This window comes from Geomobilimonas luticola (genome assembly GCF_018476905.1).
Classification (GTDB): domain Bacteria; phylum Desulfobacterota; class Desulfuromonadia; order Geobacterales; family Geobacteraceae; genus Geomobilimonas; species Geomobilimonas luticola.
This window is the reverse complement of the sequence record NZ_JAHCVK010000010.1, coordinates 90,371-110,551: the sequence shown is the minus strand read 5'-3', so window position 1 is coordinate 110,551 and position 20,181 is coordinate 90,371. Positions and strand designations below refer to the sequence as shown.

20 protein-coding genes and 1 tRNA gene are annotated in these 20,181 nt (G+C 55.4%); all 21 read right to left on the bottom strand.

Annotation, left to right across the window (positions count from 1 at the left end; translation table 11 throughout):
- Positions 1 to 54: 54 nt before the first annotated feature.
- The 21 genes from KI810_RS15445 to KI810_RS15345 all read right to left on the bottom strand — a co-directional run bounded on the left by KI810_RS15445 (position 55) and on the right by KI810_RS15345 (position 20,179).
- Positions 55 to 129, bottom strand: a tRNA-Gly gene (locus KI810_RS15445).
- A gap of 217 nt (positions 130 to 346) precedes the next feature.
- Complete coding sequence (locus tag KI810_RS15440) at positions 347 to 1,588, bottom strand: hypothetical protein (RefSeq protein ID WP_214176455.1); 1,242 nt, start codon at positions 1,586 to 1,588, stop codon at positions 347 to 349.
- Between the two features lie 163 nt (positions 1,589 to 1,751).
- Positions 1,752 to 2,384 carry an AfsR/SARP family transcriptional regulator gene (locus KI810_RS15435; RefSeq protein ID WP_214176454.1) on the bottom strand — a complete coding sequence of 211 codons (633 nt, stop codon included), beginning with the start codon at positions 2,382 to 2,384 and terminating at the stop codon, positions 1,752 to 1,754.
- Between the two features lie 179 nt (positions 2,385 to 2,563).
- Entirely contained in the window at positions 2,564 to 3,898 is a 1,335-nt protein-coding gene (locus KI810_RS15430) for a S41 family peptidase (protein WP_214176461.1), read from the bottom strand.
- Positions 3,899 to 3,924: 26 nt separating this feature from the next.
- Complete coding sequence (locus KI810_RS15425) at positions 3,925 to 5,103, bottom strand: murein hydrolase activator EnvC family protein (RefSeq protein ID WP_214176453.1); 1,179 nt, start codon at positions 5,101 to 5,103, stop codon at positions 3,925 to 3,927.
- A gap of 2 nt (positions 5,104 to 5,105) precedes the next feature.
- On the bottom strand, positions 5,106 to 6,050 hold the full coding sequence (gene ftsX, locus KI810_RS15420; RefSeq protein WP_214176452.1) for a permease-like cell division protein FtsX: 945 nt from the start codon (positions 6,048 to 6,050) through the stop codon (positions 5,106 to 5,108).
- On the bottom strand, positions 6,037 to 6,708 hold the full coding sequence (gene ftsE, locus KI810_RS15415) for a cell division ATP-binding protein FtsE (protein ID WP_214176451.1): 672 nt from the start codon (positions 6,706 to 6,708) through the stop codon (positions 6,037 to 6,039). Before ftsE ends, ftsX begins: the two co-directional genes overlap by 14 nt.
- A 69-nt stretch (positions 6,709 to 6,777) precedes the next feature.
- Positions 6,778 to 7,182, bottom strand: coding sequence for a type IV pilin protein (locus KI810_RS15410; RefSeq protein WP_281412621.1), 405 nt, complete (start codon positions 7,180 to 7,182; stop codon positions 6,778 to 6,780).
- 4 nt (positions 7,183 to 7,186) lie between these two features.
- A complete protein-coding gene (locus tag KI810_RS15405; RefSeq protein ID WP_214176450.1) occupies positions 7,187 to 7,681 on the bottom strand; it encodes a type II secretion system protein in 495 nt (164 codons plus the stop codon).
- 11 nt (positions 7,682 to 7,692) lie between these two features.
- The gene (locus tag KI810_RS15400; protein ID WP_214176449.1) at positions 7,693 to 10,134 is read right to left on the bottom strand and encodes a cohesin domain-containing protein; all 2,442 of its coding nucleotides are present in this window, start codon (positions 10,132 to 10,134) and stop codon (positions 7,693 to 7,695) included.
- A gap of 56 nt (positions 10,135 to 10,190) precedes the next feature.
- Positions 10,191 to 10,793 carry a hypothetical protein gene (locus tag KI810_RS15395; protein ID WP_214176448.1) on the bottom strand — a complete coding sequence of 201 codons (603 nt, stop codon included), beginning with the start codon at positions 10,791 to 10,793 and terminating at the stop codon, positions 10,191 to 10,193.
- Positions 10,790 to 11,332: a type 4a pilus biogenesis protein PilO gene (gene pilO / locus KI810_RS15390; RefSeq protein ID WP_214176447.1), complete on the bottom strand. Its 543-nt coding sequence runs from the start codon at positions 11,330 to 11,332 to the stop codon at positions 10,790 to 10,792. Before pilO ends, KI810_RS15395 begins: the two co-directional genes overlap by 4 nt.
- Positions 11,329 to 11,859, bottom strand: a complete 531-nt coding sequence (locus tag KI810_RS15385) for a PilN domain-containing protein (RefSeq protein ID WP_214176446.1) — start codon at positions 11,857 to 11,859, stop codon at positions 11,329 to 11,331. The genes pilO and KI810_RS15385 overlap by 4 nt, the downstream gene beginning before the upstream one ends.
- Positions 11,859 to 12,785, bottom strand: a complete 927-nt coding sequence (gene pilM / locus KI810_RS15380; protein ID WP_214176445.1) for a type IV pilus biogenesis protein PilM — start codon at positions 12,783 to 12,785, stop codon at positions 11,859 to 11,861. Before pilM ends, KI810_RS15385 begins: the two co-directional genes overlap by 1 nt.
- A 2-nt stretch (positions 12,786 to 12,787) precedes the next feature.
- A complete protein-coding gene (locus KI810_RS15375) occupies positions 12,788 to 14,509 on the bottom strand; it encodes a GspE/PulE family protein (protein ID WP_214176444.1) in 1,722 nt (573 codons plus the stop codon).
- Positions 14,510 to 14,520: 11 nt separating this feature from the next.
- The gene (locus KI810_RS15370; protein ID WP_214176443.1) at positions 14,521 to 15,729 is read right to left on the bottom strand and encodes a type II secretion system F family protein; all 1,209 of its coding nucleotides are present in this window, start codon (positions 15,727 to 15,729) and stop codon (positions 14,521 to 14,523) included.
- A gap of 110 nt (positions 15,730 to 15,839) precedes the next feature.
- Positions 15,840 to 16,271, bottom strand: coding sequence for a cytochrome C (locus tag KI810_RS15365; protein ID WP_214176442.1), 432 nt, complete (start codon positions 16,269 to 16,271; stop codon positions 15,840 to 15,842).
- Between the two features lie 24 nt (positions 16,272 to 16,295).
- Positions 16,296 to 17,366, bottom strand: coding sequence for a cytochrome c3 family protein (locus KI810_RS15360; protein ID WP_214176441.1), 1,071 nt, complete (start codon positions 17,364 to 17,366; stop codon positions 16,296 to 16,298).
- A gap of 26 nt (positions 17,367 to 17,392) precedes the next feature.
- Entirely contained in the window at positions 17,393 to 18,211 is an 819-nt protein-coding gene (locus tag KI810_RS15355; RefSeq protein ID WP_246525724.1) for a cytochrome C, read from the bottom strand.
- A gap of 14 nt (positions 18,212 to 18,225) precedes the next feature.
- Complete coding sequence (locus tag KI810_RS15350) at positions 18,226 to 19,245, bottom strand: 6-bladed beta-propeller (protein ID WP_343213517.1); 1,020 nt, start codon at positions 19,243 to 19,245, stop codon at positions 18,226 to 18,228.
- 199 nt (positions 19,246 to 19,444) lie between these two features.
- Positions 19,445 to 20,179: a polyprenol monophosphomannose synthase gene (locus KI810_RS15345; protein WP_214176438.1), complete on the bottom strand. Its 735-nt coding sequence runs from the start codon at positions 20,177 to 20,179 to the stop codon at positions 19,445 to 19,447.
- Between the last annotated feature and the right edge of the window lie 2 nt (positions 20,180 to 20,181).

Here is a 20,181-nt window from a genome sequence, read left to right as displayed (position 1 = left end):
CCGGGGACAGTTTTAAAGTTTCAGCTGCATCCTACTGAAACTACTTAGCTATTTTGGAGCGGGAAACGGGATTCGAACCCGCGACTTCGACCTTGGCAAGGTCGCACTCTACCACTGAGTTATTCCCGCTCAACGAGCTTTTTTTTATAACAAAACAGCTCTCGGGAGTCAATACTTTTTTTGCCGGATATCACAAAAACTTTGCCGCTCAGGAGAAGGGTTTCCTGTCGCCTTCCCCCTCTTTGAAGCTAATAAACCACCCCTCAGTAATGACACTATCCAGACAAAAGCCTCCACTGAAAAAGGCCGGGCAACGACCCGGCCTTTCAAGTAACGCATCAGCTCACTAGAGAGGGTTGCCGCCGCTGTCCTTATAGGTAACGGTTACCACAAAATTGGATGCGGACAGCACAAGCGGGACACTCGGGAATGTCGATGCACCGACAACTGAACCGACCCGGAAGCCGGGAATGCCCGACGTTATGCCACTGTACGTCAGTTGGATTATCGGGGTGTTTGCGACCGTAGTAAATCCTGCAGCGCTTACGACACCAATCGTGATCGTATTGGCCGGGTCTGCGAGTCCAGGACCCGCCGTAAGGAGGGAACCGGTATCTGCCAGCAGTTGATTCAAACTGGTGGCGCTCGTGTAGGTAGCTCCTGCGTCATTCACAAATTTCAATTCCAAAGAGTCCAGTGTTCGTGCACTGTCGAGGGCGATGAATACGTCGGCACTCGCCGGCTGGGGAATGAACTTTACAATCGTGCTCCCGTTTGCACCCGCAACGGAAGCGGTAAAGGTGACAGAAGCATGCGTCGTTGACCTGGCCACGGCCGTTGCGACATTTCCTGACGTGGGGGTAACAGTACTGATAGTCGTCCCGCTGGGCGCCGTAAATGTAACGACAGTACCGTTGGGAACCGCCGGGGAGACGGTTGCTGTCAAATTGACACTGTCACTGTTATTGTTCAGTGCAATATTCTTCGACGCAGTCAGCGTTACGGTATAAGGATTGGGAGTAAAACTCGCGGCAATGGTGTGGAAAGCGGTAACATTGCTGAAAGTGTACGTAGGCACCGCACCAACCGAAACTCCATCAACCAAAACGCTCTGAATGACATATCCCGTAGCGGCCGTGATGGTGTAAGTCTGACTGGCACCGCTTGTCAGAGTTGTCGTCCCGGCCGGGGATATACTGCCACCCGTGCCTGCTGAGGCCACAATGGTGAACGTAGATGCTGGCGGAGGTACTGACGTACTGAAACTGGCGGAAATGGTATGGTTGGCGGTGATATTGCTAAACGTGTAATTGGATACCGCTCCAACCGAAACACCATCGACTAAGACACTTTGGATGGTGTATCCAGCATTGACTTTAATGATGTAGGACTGACTGGCACCGCTCGTCACGGTTGTCGTGCCAACCGGATCTATACTGCCACCGGCACCTGCTGACGCTGTAATGGTGAACGTGGTCACCGGAGGCGGAGTCGTCCCTCCGCTGCTGCTCCCCCCTCCCCCGCCACACCCTGCCAGACTGATGACCGCACCTATTGCCAGCAACCGGAACATATTCCGCAGACTCATGTACGTATCCTCCCTTTCTTTTGTTCAGCCCGCCCAGTTTAGAATTATTTCACAACGAAGGTAAAGGAAAATTTTGTGCGGCGGATACACGAAGACCCGGCCCGGCATTGCAGCCGAACCGGGTCATGGCGGATCGTGACTCCTTCTCTTTGCGGGTGACAGGTCAGACGTGGTGGAGTGTCAACGAATTCTTGAGCATGAGGAGCGCTTCCATGGCATCGGAATTCTGCTCCTGGTGATATACCTTTTCCAGGGAGGTAATTACCGACACGTAGAACTGGTGCAATTCGCTCCTGGCAGCGCTGATGAAAGGATTGAACGGCTCTTCGGGGAGAAAATCGCCCGTGTACAGGTCCTGGGCAGCCTCCAGGAATTCGCGGGCGGCCTTGTTGTCACCCCGGGCCTGGAACTTGATGCCATTGGTGGCATTGTAACGGAACAGGCTCGCATCGAGAGAGATCACGTTGACGTCAAGCCGCACCGCCTCACCCTGGGTAATGACGGGGTTGATGGTTTGGGGGCCGCTGAAGGATTTCCTGAGACGACTGACGGTGGTCTTGAAGTTGTTCGCGCCAGCCTTGACGTCGCAACCGGGCCAGAGCACTTCGATAAGCTTGTCACGATGAACCCACTGGTCATAGGTCACCAGCAGATAGCAAAACAGGAGGCGGGCCTTCTGGCTTTCCCAGAGGATGGTGATCGGAGCACCCTTGTAGTAGATGGACAACCCGCCGAATGCGCGAACATCGAGCTTTACGGGTTCAGTTGCCTTACTGTCGCTTTTTGTTCTTGCCATGCGGGTCTCATCCAATCCACGTTAGAAGCTACTTTCACCTGCAACGTCCTTGTATACTACAACAAAACGCCAAGTTAAAGCTAAAAATCTGTATCTGCGGCAAAATTTCAGCCAAAGCCTCATTTCCACCACGGGAACGAGCGGGTATCCTCTCCCGTTCCCGTGGTGGTATTCGCAACTTACGGCGCTTTGCTGACCTTCTTGAAAATCTCCCATCCCTTCAGGAGGTCGAGGGCACGGAGAATCTGGTAATCGCCCTTTACCTGTTCATCAGATTTATATGCAGGGAGTTTCTCCTCTTTCTTCTCGGCGGGAACATCCTTCCCGTCAGCCGTCTCAAAGTGGTTTTCCAGATCCTTCTCCCGAAGGTGCGCCCCTTCCTTCTTCTCAGTTGCGGGAAGGTCCAGCCGCTCCACCGTGATATCGGGAGTGATCCCCTTGGCCTGGATCGAACGCCCGCTGGGGGTGTAATAACGGGCAGTGGTAAGGCGCAGGCCGGAATTATCAGAAAGCGGGATGATGGTCTGCACCGACCCCTTGCCGAAACTCTGGGTGCCCATGATAACCGCACGCTTGTGATCCTGGAGAGCACCCGCCACGATTTCGGAGGCGCTGGCGCTGCCGCTGTTGATGAGGACCACTATCGGGTAGGACGGCTCCTTGGTCCCTTTCCGGGAGTTGAACCGCATCTTGGATTCCTTCTCCCGGCCCTCGGTATAGACGATCAACTGCCCCTCGTCGATGAAATGCTCCGCGACCCGTACCGCCTGATCGAGCAGTCCGCCGGGATCGTTGCGCAGATCGAGAACCAGCCCGCGGAGGCTGCCGCCGTTGTCCTGCCGCAGGGTATTGAGCGCCTTTGCCAGGTCCTCGTCGGTCTTTTCCTGGAACTGGGCCACCCGGACATACCCGAAACCGTCGTCCAGGGTCTTGTACTTGACGCTCTTCACCTGGATGACATCACGGACCAGCGGAAACTCTTTCGGCTTGTCCAGCCCCTCGCGGAAGATGGTCAGGACAACCTTGGTCCCCTTGGGACCACGCATCCGCTTGACCGCATCCATGATGGTCATGTCCTTGGTGAACTTGTCGTCGATCTTGAGAATCTGGTCGCCCGCCTTGATACCGGCCTTGAAGGCGGGAGTGTCCTCGATGGGGGAAATTACCGTCAGGAGACCGTCCTTGATGGTTATCTCGATCCCCAGCCCGCCGAAGGAGCCCTTGGTCTCGATCTTCATCTCCTTGTACATCTCGGGAGGCATGAAGGAACTGTGGGGATCGAGAGACGTGAGCATGCCGTTGATCGCGCCGTAGATGATCTTTTTCGTGTCCACCTCTTCCACGTAGCTCTTCTTGACGATGGCGAGCACGTCGGTAAAGAGTTCGATAGACTCGTAATCGTTAGCGCCCTGGGCCGAGCACCGGCGCTGGGCACCCGTACCGATAAAAACCGCCAGCACCGTTACCGCGGCAACCAACAGGGCCACTTTTTTCCCCTTGTTACGAACTGACATCATGCCTCCCCATATTCTTATGGTGCTTAGCGTATCCAGGGGGTCGGATCGATCGGCTTACCCTGATAACGAATTTCGAAGTAGAGCATCGAGCCCCGCGAGGAATCCACATCCCCGACGCTGGCCAGGACCTCGTTACGCGTAACGGTCGTTCCCACCCTTTTCATGATGCGGGAAGTGTGGGCATAGAGGCTGAAAAAACCGCCCCCGTGATCGACGATCACCATGTTGCCATATCCCTTGAAATAGTCGGCAAAGATAACCTGGCCGTCGAACACCGCGTGGATGTCGGTTCCCGCCGGCGCCGCGATGGATACGCCGTTGCTGACCGTAAAGGAATTGAATTCGGGATGCTTGTGCCTGCCGTACCTTCCGACAACCTCACCCCGGACCGGCATGCTGAGCCGCCCCTTCTGGGCGCCGAACCCCTTGTCCGGTATAAGCGGAAGGGGGGGGCCGCTGCCGACTCCCGATTTATCTTTTTTGGCAGTATAGCTTTTTCTACTGCGTGCTTCAAGCCTTTCCACCATGGACTGGAGGCGCCGCGCATTGGCTTCCAGTTGCTTGATCGACGTCTGGTAAGACTTTTTTTCCTCCCGGACCTGTGTCAGAAAGGCCGCTTTCTTCTGCTTCTCCTCCTCGATCTCGTGCTTCTTCACCTCGATGGACGCCTTGATCTTCTCCTTTCGGGCAACGTCCCCTTCGAGACGTACCTTGAGAAGTCTCAACTGGTCTATTTTCTGGTTATACTCGGCAAACAGCTGCCTGTCCCGCCCCAAAACGGCCTGCATGTAGCGCTGTCCCTCGACCATCTGGGGCAGGGATTCCGCACCGAAAAACATCCGGGCGCTCCCCATCTCGCCGGTCTTGTAGAGGGCAACCAGGCGGCGACGGATCTGGTCCCGCTTTCGTTCCGCCTCCCCCTTGACCTCCTCTATCTCGCGCTGGGTACGGCCAAGCACCGTTTCGACACCCCTGAGTTCCCGCCCGAGGGAGACAAGGTTATTCTCCTTTTCGTGCAGGTTTTTCTCAATCTGGGTCAACTCGGAACTGACCTGGGTTTCAACCTTCCTGGTCTTTTTCAGGAGAAGTTTTTTTTCCTTGATCTGCTTTGCCACCCCCTGCAAATCATCACGGACATCGGCATGGAGCGGCGCTGCACAGATGAAGCAGGCACATGCTGTCAGGAAGAAGATCCGGATCATGATCAAACGCTGACAAACCGCTTAAGGGAAGTGGCGCTGCCGATGAAACCGAGCAGTACCCCGCTGACGAACAGCCCCACACTGTAAACCGGCGGCAGGAAGGCCAACCCTGCGGCAGCCGGATTGAACGACAGGAAATTGCCGGCATTGTGAAGAAAGGCGTAATAACATCCTGTCAGGATGATAAGGGCCAGTCCGGCACCGGACGCTCCCTGCAGGATTCCTTCGATAAGGAACGGCGCCTTTATGAAGAAGCGCGTCGCGCCGACGAGACTGAGGATCTCCAGTTCCTCCTTGCGGGAATAGATAGTCAGCTTGATCGTGTTGGACACGATGAATATCACGGCGAGAACCAGAAAACTGCCGAGCAGCAGCCCGGCCAGCCGCAGGAAATTCATGAAGGTCGTATAGCGCCGCACCCACTCCTCTCCGTGCTGCACTTCGGTTACGCCGGGCACCTTCTTGAGCCGGTCAACGTACACCGCAACGGCATCACTGTTCCTACTGGCGCTTTTCAGGCTGATTTCGACCGACGAGGGGAGGACATCGGTGGTGATGCCTTCCAGAAGGAGCTCCTGTCCTTTCAGCCGCTCGCGAAACCGTTTGAACGCTTCCTCCTTGCTGACATAGGTAACCCGGTCCGTTCCCGGAATGGCCAGGACCCGGGATTTCAGTGTGGCAAGCTCCTCTGGGGCAAGTTCCTGTTCGAAGTAGGCAGTAACCTGTACCCGTTTGCTCCAGTCGTTCGCCACCCCTTCCAGGTTAACGAACACGAGCATGAAGAGAGAGATGATGAGGATGGCCAGGGTTATCGTTCCGATGGTGACGATATTGACGAAGGCATTCTGGCGGATATTGAGAAGCGCCCTGCCGACGAAGAATCTGAGTCTGCCGGTGAATCCCTCGTTGGCGAGCTTGGGCCGCTTTGCCTGTTTATTGCGTGACATCGGGACCCTCCACGATCTTCCCCTTTTCAAGGGTGACAACCCGCTTGTGGGAGTGTTCAATTAGCCGCCGATCATGGGTTGCTACGACCACCGTGGTCCCCCGTATATTCGCGTCCCTGAAGATGTTCAGGATGAGGTCTTTGTTCTCCTCGTCCAGATTGCCGGTCGGCTCGTCGGCCAGCAGGATTTTCGGGTCGTTCACCAGCGCCCGTGCCAGGGCCACCCGCTGCTGTTCACCACCGGACAGCCTGAGAGGAGTCGCGTTGATTTTATGCTCCAGCCCCATCTGTTTGAGAATGTGGAACACCTTCTTGTTGATGTCCTGCTTGCTCCAGCCGAGCACCTCAAGGGTAATGGCGACATTCTCCAGCACCGTGCGGTTGGGAAGGAGCTTGAAATCCTGGAACACCACCCCGATGGAGCGGCGCAGATAGGGGATCTGGGATCGCGTCATGCGGGTCACGTTCTGGCCGTCGATCACGACCTGGCCGCGTGTGGGAGAAAGCGCCGCATAGAGGAGCCTCAGGAGCGTCGACTTCCCGGCGCCGGACGGGCCGGTGAGGAAAACGAACTCTCCGCGCGGGACATGAAGGTTGATGCCATGCAGGGCGGTAACTTCCTTCTGATAGGACAGGAACACGTTATGCAGTTGAATCATTACTAATCCTCGTAAAACATGTCAGCATCGCATGGCATCGGAACGGACAAACAGACCGCTTCGATGCGATTACCATTCATTGTACGGAACACCATTTGTCCCTACCAGATTGGAGCCGCTGTGCACATCGTAAATGGAGCCTTTCGCTTCGCTGCCGTCGGTGGGAGCCGGTGGTGCGACCGTCACCCAGGTATCGCTTTTCTTGGTGAAAGGGTCTATCGGCAGGGAGCGGAAATACTTCTTGTCCACCATCTCCTGGAGTGAATCGGGGAACTTGCCCTGGTCGGCATTGAACTGCTCGATGGTATTGCGGAAGTTGTAGAGGTTTTCACTGAGAACCGCCTCCCTCGCCTTGAGCAGTCCCACCTGGTAATTGGGTACGGCAATGGCGGCAAGGATGCCGATTATGGTCATGACGATCATCAGTTCGATGAGCGTGAAACCGTGCTGTCGTGTCAGTAACCGTTTTGCCATGGTGTTACCAGTCCTTGTAGTGAGTCCCGTCGATTGCCGTCTCTTCGCTGAGGGAATAGATATCGTACACGTCCTCCCCGCCCCAGCTTGTGGAGTCCGGCTGATCCGCATAGGAACGGAGTCCCCATTCGGGCTTCTCGCCGGGTTTCGGCGGATTGAACGGGTCGACCGGAATCCTGCGGAGAAATTTCTTCTTGTAATTGATCGCCCCGCCGAAATCGTACCCCTCAACCATCTGCTCCAGCGTCTCCGGATAACCGGACTTGTTCAGGGACGCAACAATTTTCTTCTCGTCGACCGCCTTGTCGTAGGCTTTTTTGAACTCGTCCAGGGCGGTCCTGACGGTACGCAGCTCGCGCCGCAGTTCCAGTTCCTTCAATCTCTTGCTGGTCATCTGTGCCGACGGCAGAACGATTGCGGCAAGTATGGCGAGAATCGAAACGGTCACCACCAGTTCGATGAGGCTCAGGCCCCGGCTGTCCAGTCGCGGTATCTTCATGGTAGCGCCAGCTATTGTACCTCCACCGCCGTATTGTAGGGGAGGGTTTCAAGGGGTTTCCCGCCGGCTGCCACGAAATTGGCATCGATGAAACCTAGGCTTGCCGGACCCTGGTTCTTTGCCTTGAAGATGGCGGTGGCGATGGTCCCCGCACCGGTGACACCCGGCACGTCACCTACCCGCCCCAGCGTCACGGCCACCTTTCCGCCGTTAGCGTCCAGACTGGTCTTGAACAGGGTCGGCTTGCCATCGCTTTTCAGGAAGGGGCCCTCTTCAATGCCGACGAAATCGAGGAAGAGCGGGTCGTATACCAGGGTAAACGGCGAGTTGTAAAGATTCTTCGCATCGGACACCTTGATCTCGACCCGGAACTGGTCGTTAACTTTGACCGTCGGCGGGGCGAGGAGATTCAGCATGACCCGTTGCGGCGGTTCGGGAGCGGCAGCCGGCACGTTCGGAGGAGTCGCCGGCATTGTCTGCGCAGCAGGGGGTGCCGGTACAGGTAACATGGGCTTGCCCGGCGCTGGGGCTGCCCCGCCTTTTGGCATTTGCGCTCCGGCGGGTTGCGCCGCTCCAGGGGAAGCCTCCGTTTCGGTATCCTGGAATGACGAGTAGAGCTTGGCCGCCACCGGATCGTCTTCCCTGCCCGACCAGAACGAGGAGACATCCGCATCAGGAATGGTTACGCCCCGCACGAGTCGGGGGGTTATGGCGAGCACCAGTTCCGTCTTGTCGTTGGTATCGTCGGTGCTGCTCAACAGCGAGCCGAGAATGGGGATATCACCCAGGAGCCAGATCTTCTTCTTGCTGGTACTTTTGTTGTCCTGGATGAGGCCGCCGATGATGCTGGTCTCCCCATCCTTGAGGTTCAGGACCGTGTCCAGGTTGCGGGTACCGATGGTGACCACGGTGGTAAGTGATGTACTATCTCCCACTTTATCGCGGGAGAGGATGGAGCTTACCTCCAGGCTCAGCTTGATGCTGACGTCGTTGTTCAGCTGGATGGTCGGCTCGGCGTTCAGCTTCACCCCCACATCCACGTACTGGACGTTGACGGAGACCCCGCCCCCCGTGGGGGATGACGTCGTGGTAATCGGCACCCGGGTGCCGACGTTGAACTTGGCCTTTTCCCGGTTCTTGACCCGAAGCTTGGGATTGGCCAAGGACTCGCCGTTGGCCAGGGACTTGCCAAAGTTGAAGGTGGCGTTCGGCACGGTAATGAAACCGCCGAAACCGCGCCAGTTAAAGACATTGAGCAAGTTATTTGCAGTCGACTGTGCCGTTGGCGCTGTCGTAGATCCTGTTGGAATGATAGTGGTGGTGGTTGCCGGTGTGAACGTATCGGAAAGCCAGTTTGTCTTATCCGGAGCAAGGGTGTTGAGACTGACATTGTACTTGCTCAACGCCAAGCCGAAAGTGTCCGCCTTGTTCTTGGCGATCTCCACCACTTCCACTTCGAGCACCACCTCCCCATCGGGGACGTCGTTGGCCTCGATGATCTTGCGCGCCACCTCGATCACATCGGCGGTATCCCGGAGGACCAGGGCGTTCAGTTCCTCGTTCACGTAGATTTTCTTGACCTGGAGCATGGTGCGGATCAGGTTGACCGCCTTTTTCGCCTCCAGCTTGTTGAGGTAGAAGGTCTGCACCATCAGCTCTTCGTACTGCTTTACCTTTTCCGGCGACCGGGGGTAGACGATGATGGTCGTTTCGTTGAGGACCTTCTTGCTCAGCTTGTTGATGCTCAGGAGGATATCAAGGGTCTGGGGAAACGAGGCGTTTTCCAGGAAGACACTGACGTTCTGGTCCTTGACCCCTTCATCGAAAATGAAATTGATCCCGGAAAGCTGGGACAGGATGGTGAAGACCTCTTTGATCTTGGCATCCTTGAACTTGAGGGTGATCGGTTTGTTGGACTTGAGATTGAGTTCGAAACCGTCCATCTTGGGGCGCCGGGCCTTGACCAGCCGCTCCACGGCATCCCGCGCCTCCTTGTTGCCGGAATCGAGGTCAGCCGCCTTCTGGTAGGAACGGAGCGCCTCACGTAGCTTGTGCCCCTTTTCCAGTTCCTCCCCTTCCCTGAAATAGACCAGGGAACTGCGCAGTTTCATGACATGCTCGGCCTGCTGACGGGCAATTTCCAGTGATGGGTCAAGGGTAAAAGCAGTCTGGTACTCGCGAAGGGCTTCATCGTAATTCTTCGCTTCCAGAAATGCGTCACCGCTCTTCTGATGCTTCTTCGCAGCCTCCACACCAGCCTTCAGAAAACGCACCCGGTATTCCGCAACGGACGGATTCGCCGTGGCGGCTTCGGCGTATTTGAGGACCGCCTCATCAAGTTTACCCTGCTGCTCCAGGTCTTCCCCCTTGTTGAAGGCGGAACGACCGGCGGCGCATCCACCCACCAGTAACAAAAGGCAGCACAACAGGAATATATTCCGTAACGATTGCATGCGAAGGATCTCCTTGAACTTCCAGCCTGGGGACTCACTCCAACGGGCCGGCAAACTTACTTGCGGGGAGCAGCGAGCGCCCGGTTCTCCGTGAGCGGTATGATTATTTCACCGCCATCACCCTCCACCTGGATGGTCAGCGCCTCGTCGGTAATATTGGTAACCTCGTACCTGCCTGCAAGTTTATCACCCTTCTTGACAAGAAAAATATCCTTGTCCTTGGCGAGGAAAATGATCTTGAGGGCGTCCTTTTTCATGAAACCGAGGAACGTAAACCGCGCCATATCCTGCTGAAGGGGCGAAGGCTCCTCTGCCTGGGGGGGCGGAGCAGGCTGCGGTGGCGGTGGCGGCGGAAGGGGGATGACCGGCGGACGCGAGGGCAAGCCCGCCGGCACGTTCACTTCCTCGCGGAACAGGGGTTTGAAAATGTTCCGGCGGAAACCGGAAAAGCGCGTCTGTTCACGGTCAAGCATCTCGAGATGGAGCTTCGTGTCATCCTGCTTCGCGGCCCCCGCCGGCCGTTTTGCTTCCGCCCGTAAACCCTGTGTATAGGTCAGCTTTTCCACGGTCCGTTGCCGTGGCATCCGAAAATAACTGAAAATCAGCGAGCAGGCGAAGACGCCGAGAAGGATGGCAAGGGCCAGTTTCTGACGGTTCATGGTCCCTCCGCCTTGAAATAGGCCGTGAGCTGGACCTTCATGTCAACTGATTCTTCGGTCAGTTTGGTGCTGGCAAGGGAGACGTTGTCCAGGGTCACGATCTCCCTGGTATGCATCAGGTCGGCGATGAAGCTTTTCACCGCGGCATACTTGCCGGAGACACCAAAACTGATGGTAAAGGCAAGAAGGTTGTCTTCCTTTACCGGCACCGGTTTGTAGCTGACGCCGCCGACCTTGAGGGAATTACTGGCAGCCGTGTCGAAAAGGGTTCCGATCAACCGGGCGAAATCCTTCTTGGGGGCAATCCTGGCGTGCCAGGTAGCAAGGTCGCTGGTCCCCTGCCGGAAAATGGCCGCTGCATCGCGCACTCCGCCGGCCCGCCGCTTTTCGGCCCACTGCTGACGGAGTTCCAGCAGCCGAGGCTGCTGGTGGTATGAACTGAAGAAAAACAGTCCGCCATTGAGCAGAACAAGCAGAAGCACCACTGCCAGGGATTTTGGCCGCGACCTGACGATGTCCCAGAGGAATTTGCCGTTCATTTGACCGGAACCTTGCATGTAATGGAGAAGGTGGTTCCTTTCTGCGACACGGAAACCTTGTTCTCCGCCTGACTCACCAGATACACTTCTTTGAAGTAGCTGGAAGATTCCAGCTGCTCGACAAAGGTGCGCAATGCCTTGAAATTGAGGGCAACGCCCGTAATTTTCAGGTCGCCTCCCTTGGGGTCGGGATCCAGCGAGGAAAGGGACACCCCATCGGGAACAACTCCCTCGAGCTGGTCAAGGAGTGCGAGCCAGTCATAGGACTTACGGGCGATTATGGTATTTGCGAAGCCGATCTTGCCCAAGAGCGCCTGATATTCCTGGGGAGACACATTTTTCGCATCTTTCGGGGCATGCCCCGAAAGGTCGGCAGTCAGTCGCCCGATCTCGGAGGAGGCACTGGTAAAGGCTGCCAGGTTCGACACGAGCATCCCCCCCAGCAGCACGACAGCCACAGCCACGACCAGGTTGAGATGGCGCGTATTGATGTACTGCTTTGTGGCAAGATTGATGTCGAAACGCATCAGAGGTTCCTTGTCGCGGCACCGATGGCCGCATTCAGCAGGTGCGTAACGGCATGATCGCCGGCCAGGCCGGATCGCCGGGTAATGGAGCGGTCAGCATCGAGCAGCAGAGGATCGCGGCCTGTCGCCTCGCCCACCACCGCGGTCAGCGCATCCGCATCCTCGCGGGCGCAGAGACAGTATACTTCTTCGATCTCGTGGCCGGGGTGCTTGTCTTGGAAAACCAGGAACGAACTGTTGATTTCCCTGAAAAGGCGGGCGGAATCCCCCCCCCCTCCGGGCAGCTCCTTGGAACGGTAAAACGTCAGAGTCCCGCCGGAAAACACGAGAATACTGAACGTCCCGCCATAAGAAGCAACAAACGCGACGTTTTCAACAAGTTCCAGCCGGGGAGCGAAGAGGCGGTAAAGGTTGAACGTCGTGAAGTCGATCCGGTTCGGTTCCAGCCCCGCCTCTCCCAACAGCTCTTCATACTGGGCTATCACCTGCCGGGCAATCAGGAAAACCAGCACCTCCACCTCGCCGGTCTCCTTTTCCTGGATCACCTGATAGTCAAGGTGCATGTCATTCACGTTGAAGGGGAAACTCTTTTTCAGCTTCCAGCGGATGATATCCGCCCCCTCCTTCTTGTTCTTGAACCTTGTCTCCAGGTCGACCAGAACAATCCGGCCGGCCGCGTCGGGGAGTGACACGGCAACTTTTTTGATGCCGGTAAGAAGTTGCAGGTAATTTTCCCGGATCGTCGCGACGAAGGCCCCCTGATTAATAATGTTCGGTTCACGGATGGAGATCTTCACCGTTTCAGCGGGGAAGGCTGCGATGCGAAACTCATCGAGCTGAGGCTGGCTTTGCTTGCCACTGACCAGCACAAGCCTGGCGCCTTCCTGGCAGAGGTCCAATCCGATGGCTCTACGGGCAAAAAACATGGTTACTCCACAAAGGTGACACGGTTGATCTCCCGCAGAGTCGTCTCACCGGCAAGGACCTTCTCGACCGCAGATTCCCGCAAGAAAATCGTCCCCGCTTCACTGGCAGCCCTTTTCAGTTGTGCGGTCGGCGCCTTGCTGATGATCAGTTCACGGATGTCGTCATTGAGATCCAGCAGTTCGACGATTGCCGCCCGGCCACGATAGCCGGTATGATTACAGTCGTCGCACCCCTTGGCATCGTAAAAGGTCACATTGCGGCACTGGTCAGGATCTATCCCCGATTCCCGCAGGGCCTCGTCTGAAACGGAAACGGGGTACTTGCACTTCGTACAGATTTTCCGCACCAGACGCTGGGCCATGACACAGTTGAGACAGGAGACGAAATTGTAGGGATCGATCCCCATGTGGATGAAGCGTCCCAGCACGTCGAAGGCGTTGTTGGCATGCACCGTGGTGAACACCAGGTGACCGGTGAGGGCCGATTGGACCGCAATCTGCGCCGTCTCCGGGTCCCGGATCTCACCGACCATGATCTTGTCGGGATCGTGCCGCAGGATGGAACGGAGTCCCCGGGCGAAGGTGAGCCCTTTTTTCTCGTTGACCGGAATCTGGACGATGCCACGCAGGAGATATTCCACAGGGTCTTCAATCGTGACGATTTTTTCCTCTCCCGTATGGATTTCTGTCAAAGCTGCATAAAGAGTGGTCGTCTTCCCCGATCCGGTCGGTCCGGTTACCAGCACCATCCCGTAAGGCTCCCGGATCATCTTGCGGAACCGCTTGATTTCACGCTGGGCCATCCCGAGGGTGTCGAGGGTGAGCCCCTTAAGGTCGGAGGCGATGCTCTCCTTGTCCAGGATACGGATGACCGCATCCTCTCCAAAGGCGCTCGGCATGATGGAAACCCGGAAATCGATGGACTTGCCATTGATCCTCACCTTGAACCGCCCGTCTTGCGGAATACGCCGTTCTGATATGTCCAGCTCGCTCATGACCTTCAGTCGGGAGATGATAGGCCCCTGAAAGTGGTTGTCTATGGGGTCGGTAGCCTTGTAGAGGACACCGTCGACCCGGTATTTGATGATGACACCTTCCTGGGCGGTCTCGATGTGGATATCGCTCGCACGCTTGTTAAGGGCATCAAGAACGGTGGAATTGACCAGCTTGATGATGGGGCTGGTGTCGGTGGAAATCTTCTCAACCGACAGGACCTCTTCCCCTTTGTCGGTTTCCGTGACAAGCTGCAGCATGAAGTCCTCGGAAACCTCTTTGAGGACCCGGCTCGTCCCTTCACCCCGCTTGAGCACCTGCTCGATCAACGACTCCGTCGCCAGTTTCATGACGAGAGGCTGGTTCAGAAACATTTCCAGTTCGTCGAGCTTCACGACGTCGGTCGGGTCGGCAATGGCCACCACGAGCGCGTCGTCTCTCAACTCCAGAGGGACGAAATGGTAACGATAGATGCTGTCGGGGATGAGGGCGTTCAGGATAGTCTCGTCCATCTTGAACCCCGACAGGTCGACATATTCCATGCCGAACTGATCCGCAAGTGCCCGCGTGACCGCCTCTTCGGTAACGAGCCCGTCCTGGACACAGATTTCACCAAATCGCGAACTGCTGTTTTTCTGGCGATCAGCAGCGTACATCTGCTGATCAGAGGTCAAATCCCCCTTCTCCACCAGGATGTCGCCGATTCTTTTCTGTTTGAAAAATTCGCCCATGAACCGATCCGTTATCCGACGGCTGCGCCGATTTTGAAGACCGGCAGGTAGAGGGTGATAATGATAACCCCGATGATAAGGCCAGTTACAATGAGTATAGCAGGTTCTATTGCAGTGGTAAGGACATGGAGCTGCCGGTCGATCTCTTCCTCGAAGTACTCGGATATGTCGGCGAGCATCTCCTCCAGCGCTCCCGTCGTCTCGCCGACGCCGAGCATCCGGAGAGCAAGGGGGGGCATCAGTTTTACGCCCTCCAGCGCCGTTACCAGTGTCGTTCCTTCTTCCACCCGGACAACAGCCTGCAGGAGCTTGCGTTCAAGGACCTTGTTGTTCAGGGTCCCCACCGCCATCTTGAGTGACTCGACTATCGGTATACCGCTCCCCAGGATCGTCCCCAATGTACGGGTAAAACCAGCAACAGCATACTGGGCCATCAGCGGGCCGAGAAAGGGGATGCGCAACAGCACCCGATCGACCGTATATCTTCCGGCTGTCGTCCGCATCCAGCGGCGTGCAAAATAACCGGCAATGACCGCTGCAGCGACTATCAGCGGCAAATAGGTCTTCAACACAACGGTGAAAGCGATGAGCAATCGGGTCGGCAAGGGAAGCTGCGAGCCGACATCCGCAAAAATCTGGCTGAAAATGGGGACTACGTAGACCAGCAACACAGTAACGACCACCGTGGCGAGAGTCAGCAGGATTGAAGGATATATGAGTGCGGAAACAACCTTCTTCCGGAACCCTTCCATCCTTTTCAGAAACGCCACATAGCGCCGAATTGTCAGGGGAAGGTCGCCGGTTCGTTCACCGGCACGAATTGAAGCGATATACAGGTGTGAAAACGCCCGGGGATGCTTTTCGAAGGCATCGGACAGCGAAGCCCCCCCCTTGATGTCTTCCCTGACTTCATGGAGAATCTCCTGAAGCTTTCCCTTGCCGCCACGCTCGAGAACGACATCGAGCGCCTGTATGATCGGCATTCCCGATTTTATGAGGACGAGCAGTTCCTGATTGAATGAGAGAAGTTCGCGGTTATCAACCTTTTTACGCGCAATGCCCTTGTCCCACAAAAACTGAAACGATTTTTTTTTCAGCTCAAAGACAAAAAAACCCTGATCTTCGAGGCTTTGCCGCAAATATTCCCGGTTTGTGGCCTCAAGTTCCTTGACGATGATCTTTCCGTCAACTGACCCCAGTTTACAGGTATAGATAGCCATAAGTGTGCAATTTTACCACAACCATGACAAAAGTTAAATATAAAAACCACGAGCTGGTACCCGTGGTTTTTCTGTCAACCCACTTAAAAATAATGGAAAATTGTGAATAGTTATTTATCGTGACAGGAAAAACAGAGATTTTCCCGCGATGTGCGTAAGTGGTATCTGTTTTGCGTCGCGTCTTCGCTCTTGATATGCATGTTATGACAGGTAATGGCGCAGGCGATGGCTCCCTGCGCGTCAAGCGGCAATCCCCCGCGATTCAGTGCCGGTTTTTTACCGACGCCATGCCCAAAATCAACACCATGACACTGACGGCAAAGGGTGTTGTAGTCTGCCTTGAACTTTTTCTTGGTAGAAGGAAAGGTAAACCAGCTCCTGAGGTCCGCCTCCGAAGCAACGTGACAGACGGAACAATCGGCATCCTCCCCATGGGGAGAAACTTTTCCCTTTGGAGACCCAATCTCTTCACTCCCGGACACGGCAGCAGACAATGCAAACACCATGAAACCGGCAGTGACGATCAGTTGCATAGGTTGCATAGTGCTCCTCCAGACAGACATTTCTCAGTAGCTCTTCGGGTTGTGGTCAACACCATGACAGGTAAGATAACACTCACCCCGAAAGGCACTGGTCCCCTTTTCCGTAAACTTCAACAGGCCTGATGAACTGGCCGAAACGATGTCGCGATTGAACCGTATCAGATATTTGGCATCAACACTGCCATGGGAGTTATGGCAGGTATAGCAGGAGGTCCCGTTGTTCATCCCGACCGTCACCTTCCCTTTGATGTGCTGTGAATGGAAACGGAAACTTTCATCCCCCAGTATGCTGGTACGGTTGTGGCAACGATAACAGAGTGCATACGCCGTCGCGCTCTCCGGTTCCCTGTCCCTCGTGGAGAAGTTTTCCACCAGTATGTACTGATTGGCTGATCCGTGCGGTCCTCGCGGAGAGGTCGACGATTCACTCCCGTGGCAATCACGGCAACTGATTACCGACACATCGCCGGGATCGGTTTTTTTCTCACGATACGGCTTGAGCAGGCTTATCACGGCAAGGTTCTTCCCCTCACCTTCCACGGGATGGAATGAGGGGTTATTCACGGAGAACTCGGCTCGCTTGTTGGTTGCCCGTCCCGGCAGATTGAGACTGTCCCCGTGGCAGAGATAGCAGAGGTCGTATTCATTAACGATCTCCGTGACACTGTTACCCACTCTCTTTCCCTTGATGCCGGCGAACACATTTGTCTGTGTCGTAAGGTGCGGATTGTGGCAATCTACGCAGTCGGCATGGCGAGAGGCACGGGGATTCTGCTCGGGCAGGACTTCATTAGCCTTGTGTACTCCACGGACATCAAATGTCGGATGACGATATCTCTTTTTGAATTCACTCTCCAGATCGCGCAAGACCGCATTTGAATCCACGAACTCCCGAGGCGGACGTGACTTGCCATGACAGCTGACACACCCTTCCGAGCCACCCCCCGAATTGAAATCGAATCCGACATGGCATGTCCCGCATCCATAGGGAAGGCTGTTTCGGTCAATATGGGGTCTGGCATTCTGCCCGGCTGCCAGAAGCGGGACTGTCGACCCCAGGAGAAACAGGCAGATAATAGTGGCTAGTTTGAGCATGATCACGCGTTCCTTGAGGAAGTTAGTTAGGGCCATGGCCAAGCCGTCGACAAATTGCCGTATTTTGTTATGTTGTGACACTTCAGGCAGACGGTGTCGTGGTCTGTACTGGCATTACCCGATGTGCCCAGAACCCAGAACGGCGCAATCTTTCTCCCCGCAGCTGGTGAACCCGCAGGGTATGCGGTTTCGGCGGTCTGGTTTTGATGGGGATCGTGGCAGGTCGTGCACTGCATCCACTCCTTGTTCTGCAATTTCTGCAACTTGACGGGATCATTCGGCGGCGGCAGTTTGTATCCCTGGGTACTTTTACCACCGCTCTGTATCGCTACAACCACGGCCGTGTCATACACAAACGACACCGGATGGTGCCCAAGGCTGATTTTCTTCGCATCGAACGCTGCGACTCCGGATATTTTCCCTTTTCCTGTCGGAAAATCGATCGGTCCTCCGGCATACACATTCCCAAGAACGTTCAAGTCCGCGGTGATGCCATCATGACAGCTGAGGCAGAGGCGGGAGGAACCATTGGGCTCGCCATAACTGGCCGGTACACCGGCACGCCTGATAACGAGGGTGCTGGAGGTGTATATCCCGAATACGGATGTTGTGTCCTTGCGGTTCCAGAGAGCTCCCTGGGGAGACGCATTGTGGGGGGTGTGGCAAAAGATGCAAACCTGTGTGTCCCGCTGCAATGGATCTCCGGGTTTAGCCTTGTACGTCACGCCGGTATTGCTGTCCAGCGAGGAAAGATTATGTTTGTTGCCTCCGTCGCGGAATTTGGGACCTGCGGCTGCAACCGGACCGACACCCGCACCGGAAACGAGGCAAAGAAGTATAAACATGAACGTAGTACGTCTCATTGTGGGCCACCTTCTGATATGTACTGAAAAATCTGAATGCGGTGATTATACGTATCGGCTACAAAGATACGTCCGCTCGCATCGATGAAGATACCACTGGGCAGGGAAAATTCGCCGGGGCCTGTGCCGTTCCTCCCCACGAAGAGCAGAAGTTTTCCGTCCTGATTGAAAATCTGGAAATTGCCGTGACTCGCGTCAACGATGTAAACATGGTTGTCACGGTCAACGGCAACTCCTTTTGGCCTCGCGAAAGAACCGGGCGCATCCCCTATTTCACCGATACTGTATTTATAGCTGCCTGAATGGCTGAAAACCTTGACCATGAAATTCATGGAATCGGTCACATAAACATCGTCTTTTCGGTCAATTGCAACATTAGAAGGAAGATTGAGCTGTTCTCGCGTGTCGTCCTGTGGAAAATCCCGGACAAAAGTATCGTGAACATCAAAAACTTTCAATTTATGTGCCAACACATCAACGACAAATTTCTCGCCGCGACTGTTGATTGCAATTCCCGCCGGACGCTGGAACTGACCGGCCAATTCATGGATGAACGTGCCATTCTTATCGAACTTGAATACCTTGGCGTTTCCGGCGTCGGAAATATACACATTACCGTCCCGGTCGACAGCCACCCCACCTGGTCGAATGAGTGGTTCCTCGCCGGCCTGTAATATGTAGTCGACGGTCCGCTTCGCCAGGTCGTAGCGATGGACAATACCCGCTGCGATATCGGTCACATAAATGACCGAGTTCCCGTTACTGGCCACTCCGTAGGGCGTATTAAGCGCAGTTTTCGTCGTATCGTCACCGGTTACGAACTCCATGAAGCGGGCAATGTTGCCCTTTTCCGGGATGACATCGTCCGGCCCCTTTACGTCACGCAAAAAACTGATTCTGGGGGGATTGGGGGGAGGAGGCCAGGCAAGATTAATGGCAGCATCACGCCAGGCGAGGGGTTCAGCGGTAGCGCAGGCAGCAAGTAAAAGGGCCAGCGAGCAGATCGACAGTTTCACCAACAGATATACTCTCCTCATGCGTGCACCATGCTTACTATCCACAGGGAGTAGAATAATACTACGCTTACCCCCCAAAGGAGAGCCATCTCGCGACGGAAAACGCCGACTGCGGGAAATGCCTTGATTATGAAACCAATGGTGGCAAGAATCCATCCCCAGAAGCCAATTACACAGAAAACAGACCAGATGTCACCACTCACGATGCCCTCCCCGTCGGCAGAAACCTGTTGAACAGAGAGCCCAGTTTAAGCTTCCAGACCATGAGAACCGCTTCCCGCACTATCTTCTTTGACATCTTGGATGAACCTGCATGCCTGTCGATAAATATGATGGGAATTTCACCGACACGAAACCCCATCTCGACACAGCGATAATTCATCTCTATCTGGAATGAATAGCCGTCAGACTTTATCTGTGACAGGTCGATCGCCTCCAGTACGTTGCGTTTGAAGCATTTGAAGCCACTCGTACAGTCGGAAATCGTGAGACCTGTTATCGCACGGGTGTAGACGCTCGCAAAATAGCTGAGCATGAGCCGTCTGAGTGGCCAGTTGACAACGCTCACGCCGTTGAGGTAGCGGGAACCAATGACAAGATCATGCGTTTCCATCCGGGCAAAAAAAAGCGGCAGGGTTGCCGGGTCATGGGAAAAATCCGCATCCATCTCAACAACGTAGTCCGCTCCTTTTTCGAGTGCCAACCGGAACCCTTCCCGATATGCCGAGCCAAGGCCAAGTTTGCCCGCCCTATGGAGGACATGAACCCTGTCTGAGGTTGCGGCAAGCCTGTCCACAACCTCTCCCGTCCCATCGGGTGAATTGTCATCGACGACAAGAACGTGAATGCCGGCATCTTGAGCCAGCACTTCGCCGATCAGTTGTTCGATGTTTTCCCGCTCGTTATAGGTCGGGATGACGACAAAGGCATTCACCG

Coding starts and splice junctions, on each gene's coding strand:
- KI810_RS15410 (WP_281412621.1), bottom strand. CDS start 7,182: ATGGCAAAACGGTTACTGACACGACAGCACGGTTTCACGCTCATCGAA.
- KI810_RS15385 (WP_214176446.1), bottom strand. CDS start 11,859: ATGCGTTTCGACATCAATCTTGCCACAAAGCAGTACATCAATACGCGC.
- KI810_RS15425 (WP_214176453.1), bottom strand. CDS start 5,103: ATGATCCGGATCTTCTTCCTGACAGCATGTGCCTGCTTCATCTGTGCA.
- KI810_RS15365 (WP_214176442.1), bottom strand. CDS start 16,271: ATGCAACCTATGCAACTGATCGTCACTGCCGGTTTCATGGTGTTTGCA.
- KI810_RS15360 (WP_214176441.1), bottom strand. CDS start 17,366: ATGCTCAAACTAGCCACTATTATCTGCCTGTTTCTCCTGGGGTCGACA.
- ftsX (WP_214176452.1), bottom strand. CDS start 6,050: ATGTCACGCAATAAACAGGCAAAGCGGCCCAAGCTCGCCAACGAGGGA.
- KI810_RS15435 (WP_214176454.1), bottom strand. CDS start 2,384: ATGGCAAGAACAAAAAGCGACAGTAAGGCAACTGAACCCGTAAAGCTC.
- pilO (WP_214176447.1), bottom strand. CDS start 11,332: ATGAACGGCAAATTCCTCTGGGACATCGTCAGGTCGCGGCCAAAATCC.
- pilM (WP_214176445.1), bottom strand. CDS start 12,785: ATGTTTTTTGCCCGTAGAGCCATCGGATTGGACCTCTGCCAGGAAGGC.
- KI810_RS15440 (WP_214176455.1), bottom strand. CDS start 1,588: ATGAGTCTGCGGAATATGTTCCGGTTGCTGGCAATAGGTGCGGTCATC.
- KI810_RS15370 (WP_214176443.1), bottom strand. CDS start 15,729: ATGGCTATCTATACCTGTAAACTGGGGTCAGTTGACGGAAAGATCATC.
- KI810_RS15430 (WP_214176461.1), bottom strand. CDS start 3,898: ATGTCAGTTCGTAACAAGGGGAAAAAAGTGGCCCTGTTGGTTGCCGCG.
- KI810_RS15355 (WP_246525724.1), bottom strand. CDS start 18,211: ATGTTTATACTTCTTTGCCTCGTTTCCGGTGCGGGTGTCGGTCCGGTT.
- KI810_RS15400 (WP_214176449.1), bottom strand. CDS start 10,134: ATGCAATCGTTACGGAATATATTCCTGTTGTGCTGCCTTTTGTTACTG.
- KI810_RS15375 (WP_214176444.1), bottom strand. CDS start 14,509: ATGGGCGAATTTTTCAAACAGAAAAGAATCGGCGACATCCTGGTGGAG.
- KI810_RS15405 (WP_214176450.1), bottom strand. CDS start 7,681: ATGAAGATACCGCGACTGGACAGCCGGGGCCTGAGCCTCATCGAACTG.
- KI810_RS15395 (WP_214176448.1), bottom strand. CDS start 10,793: ATGAACCGTCAGAAACTGGCCCTTGCCATCCTTCTCGGCGTCTTCGCC.
- ftsE (WP_214176451.1), bottom strand. CDS start 6,708: ATGATTCAACTGCATAACGTGTTCCTGTCCTATCAGAAGGAAGTTACC.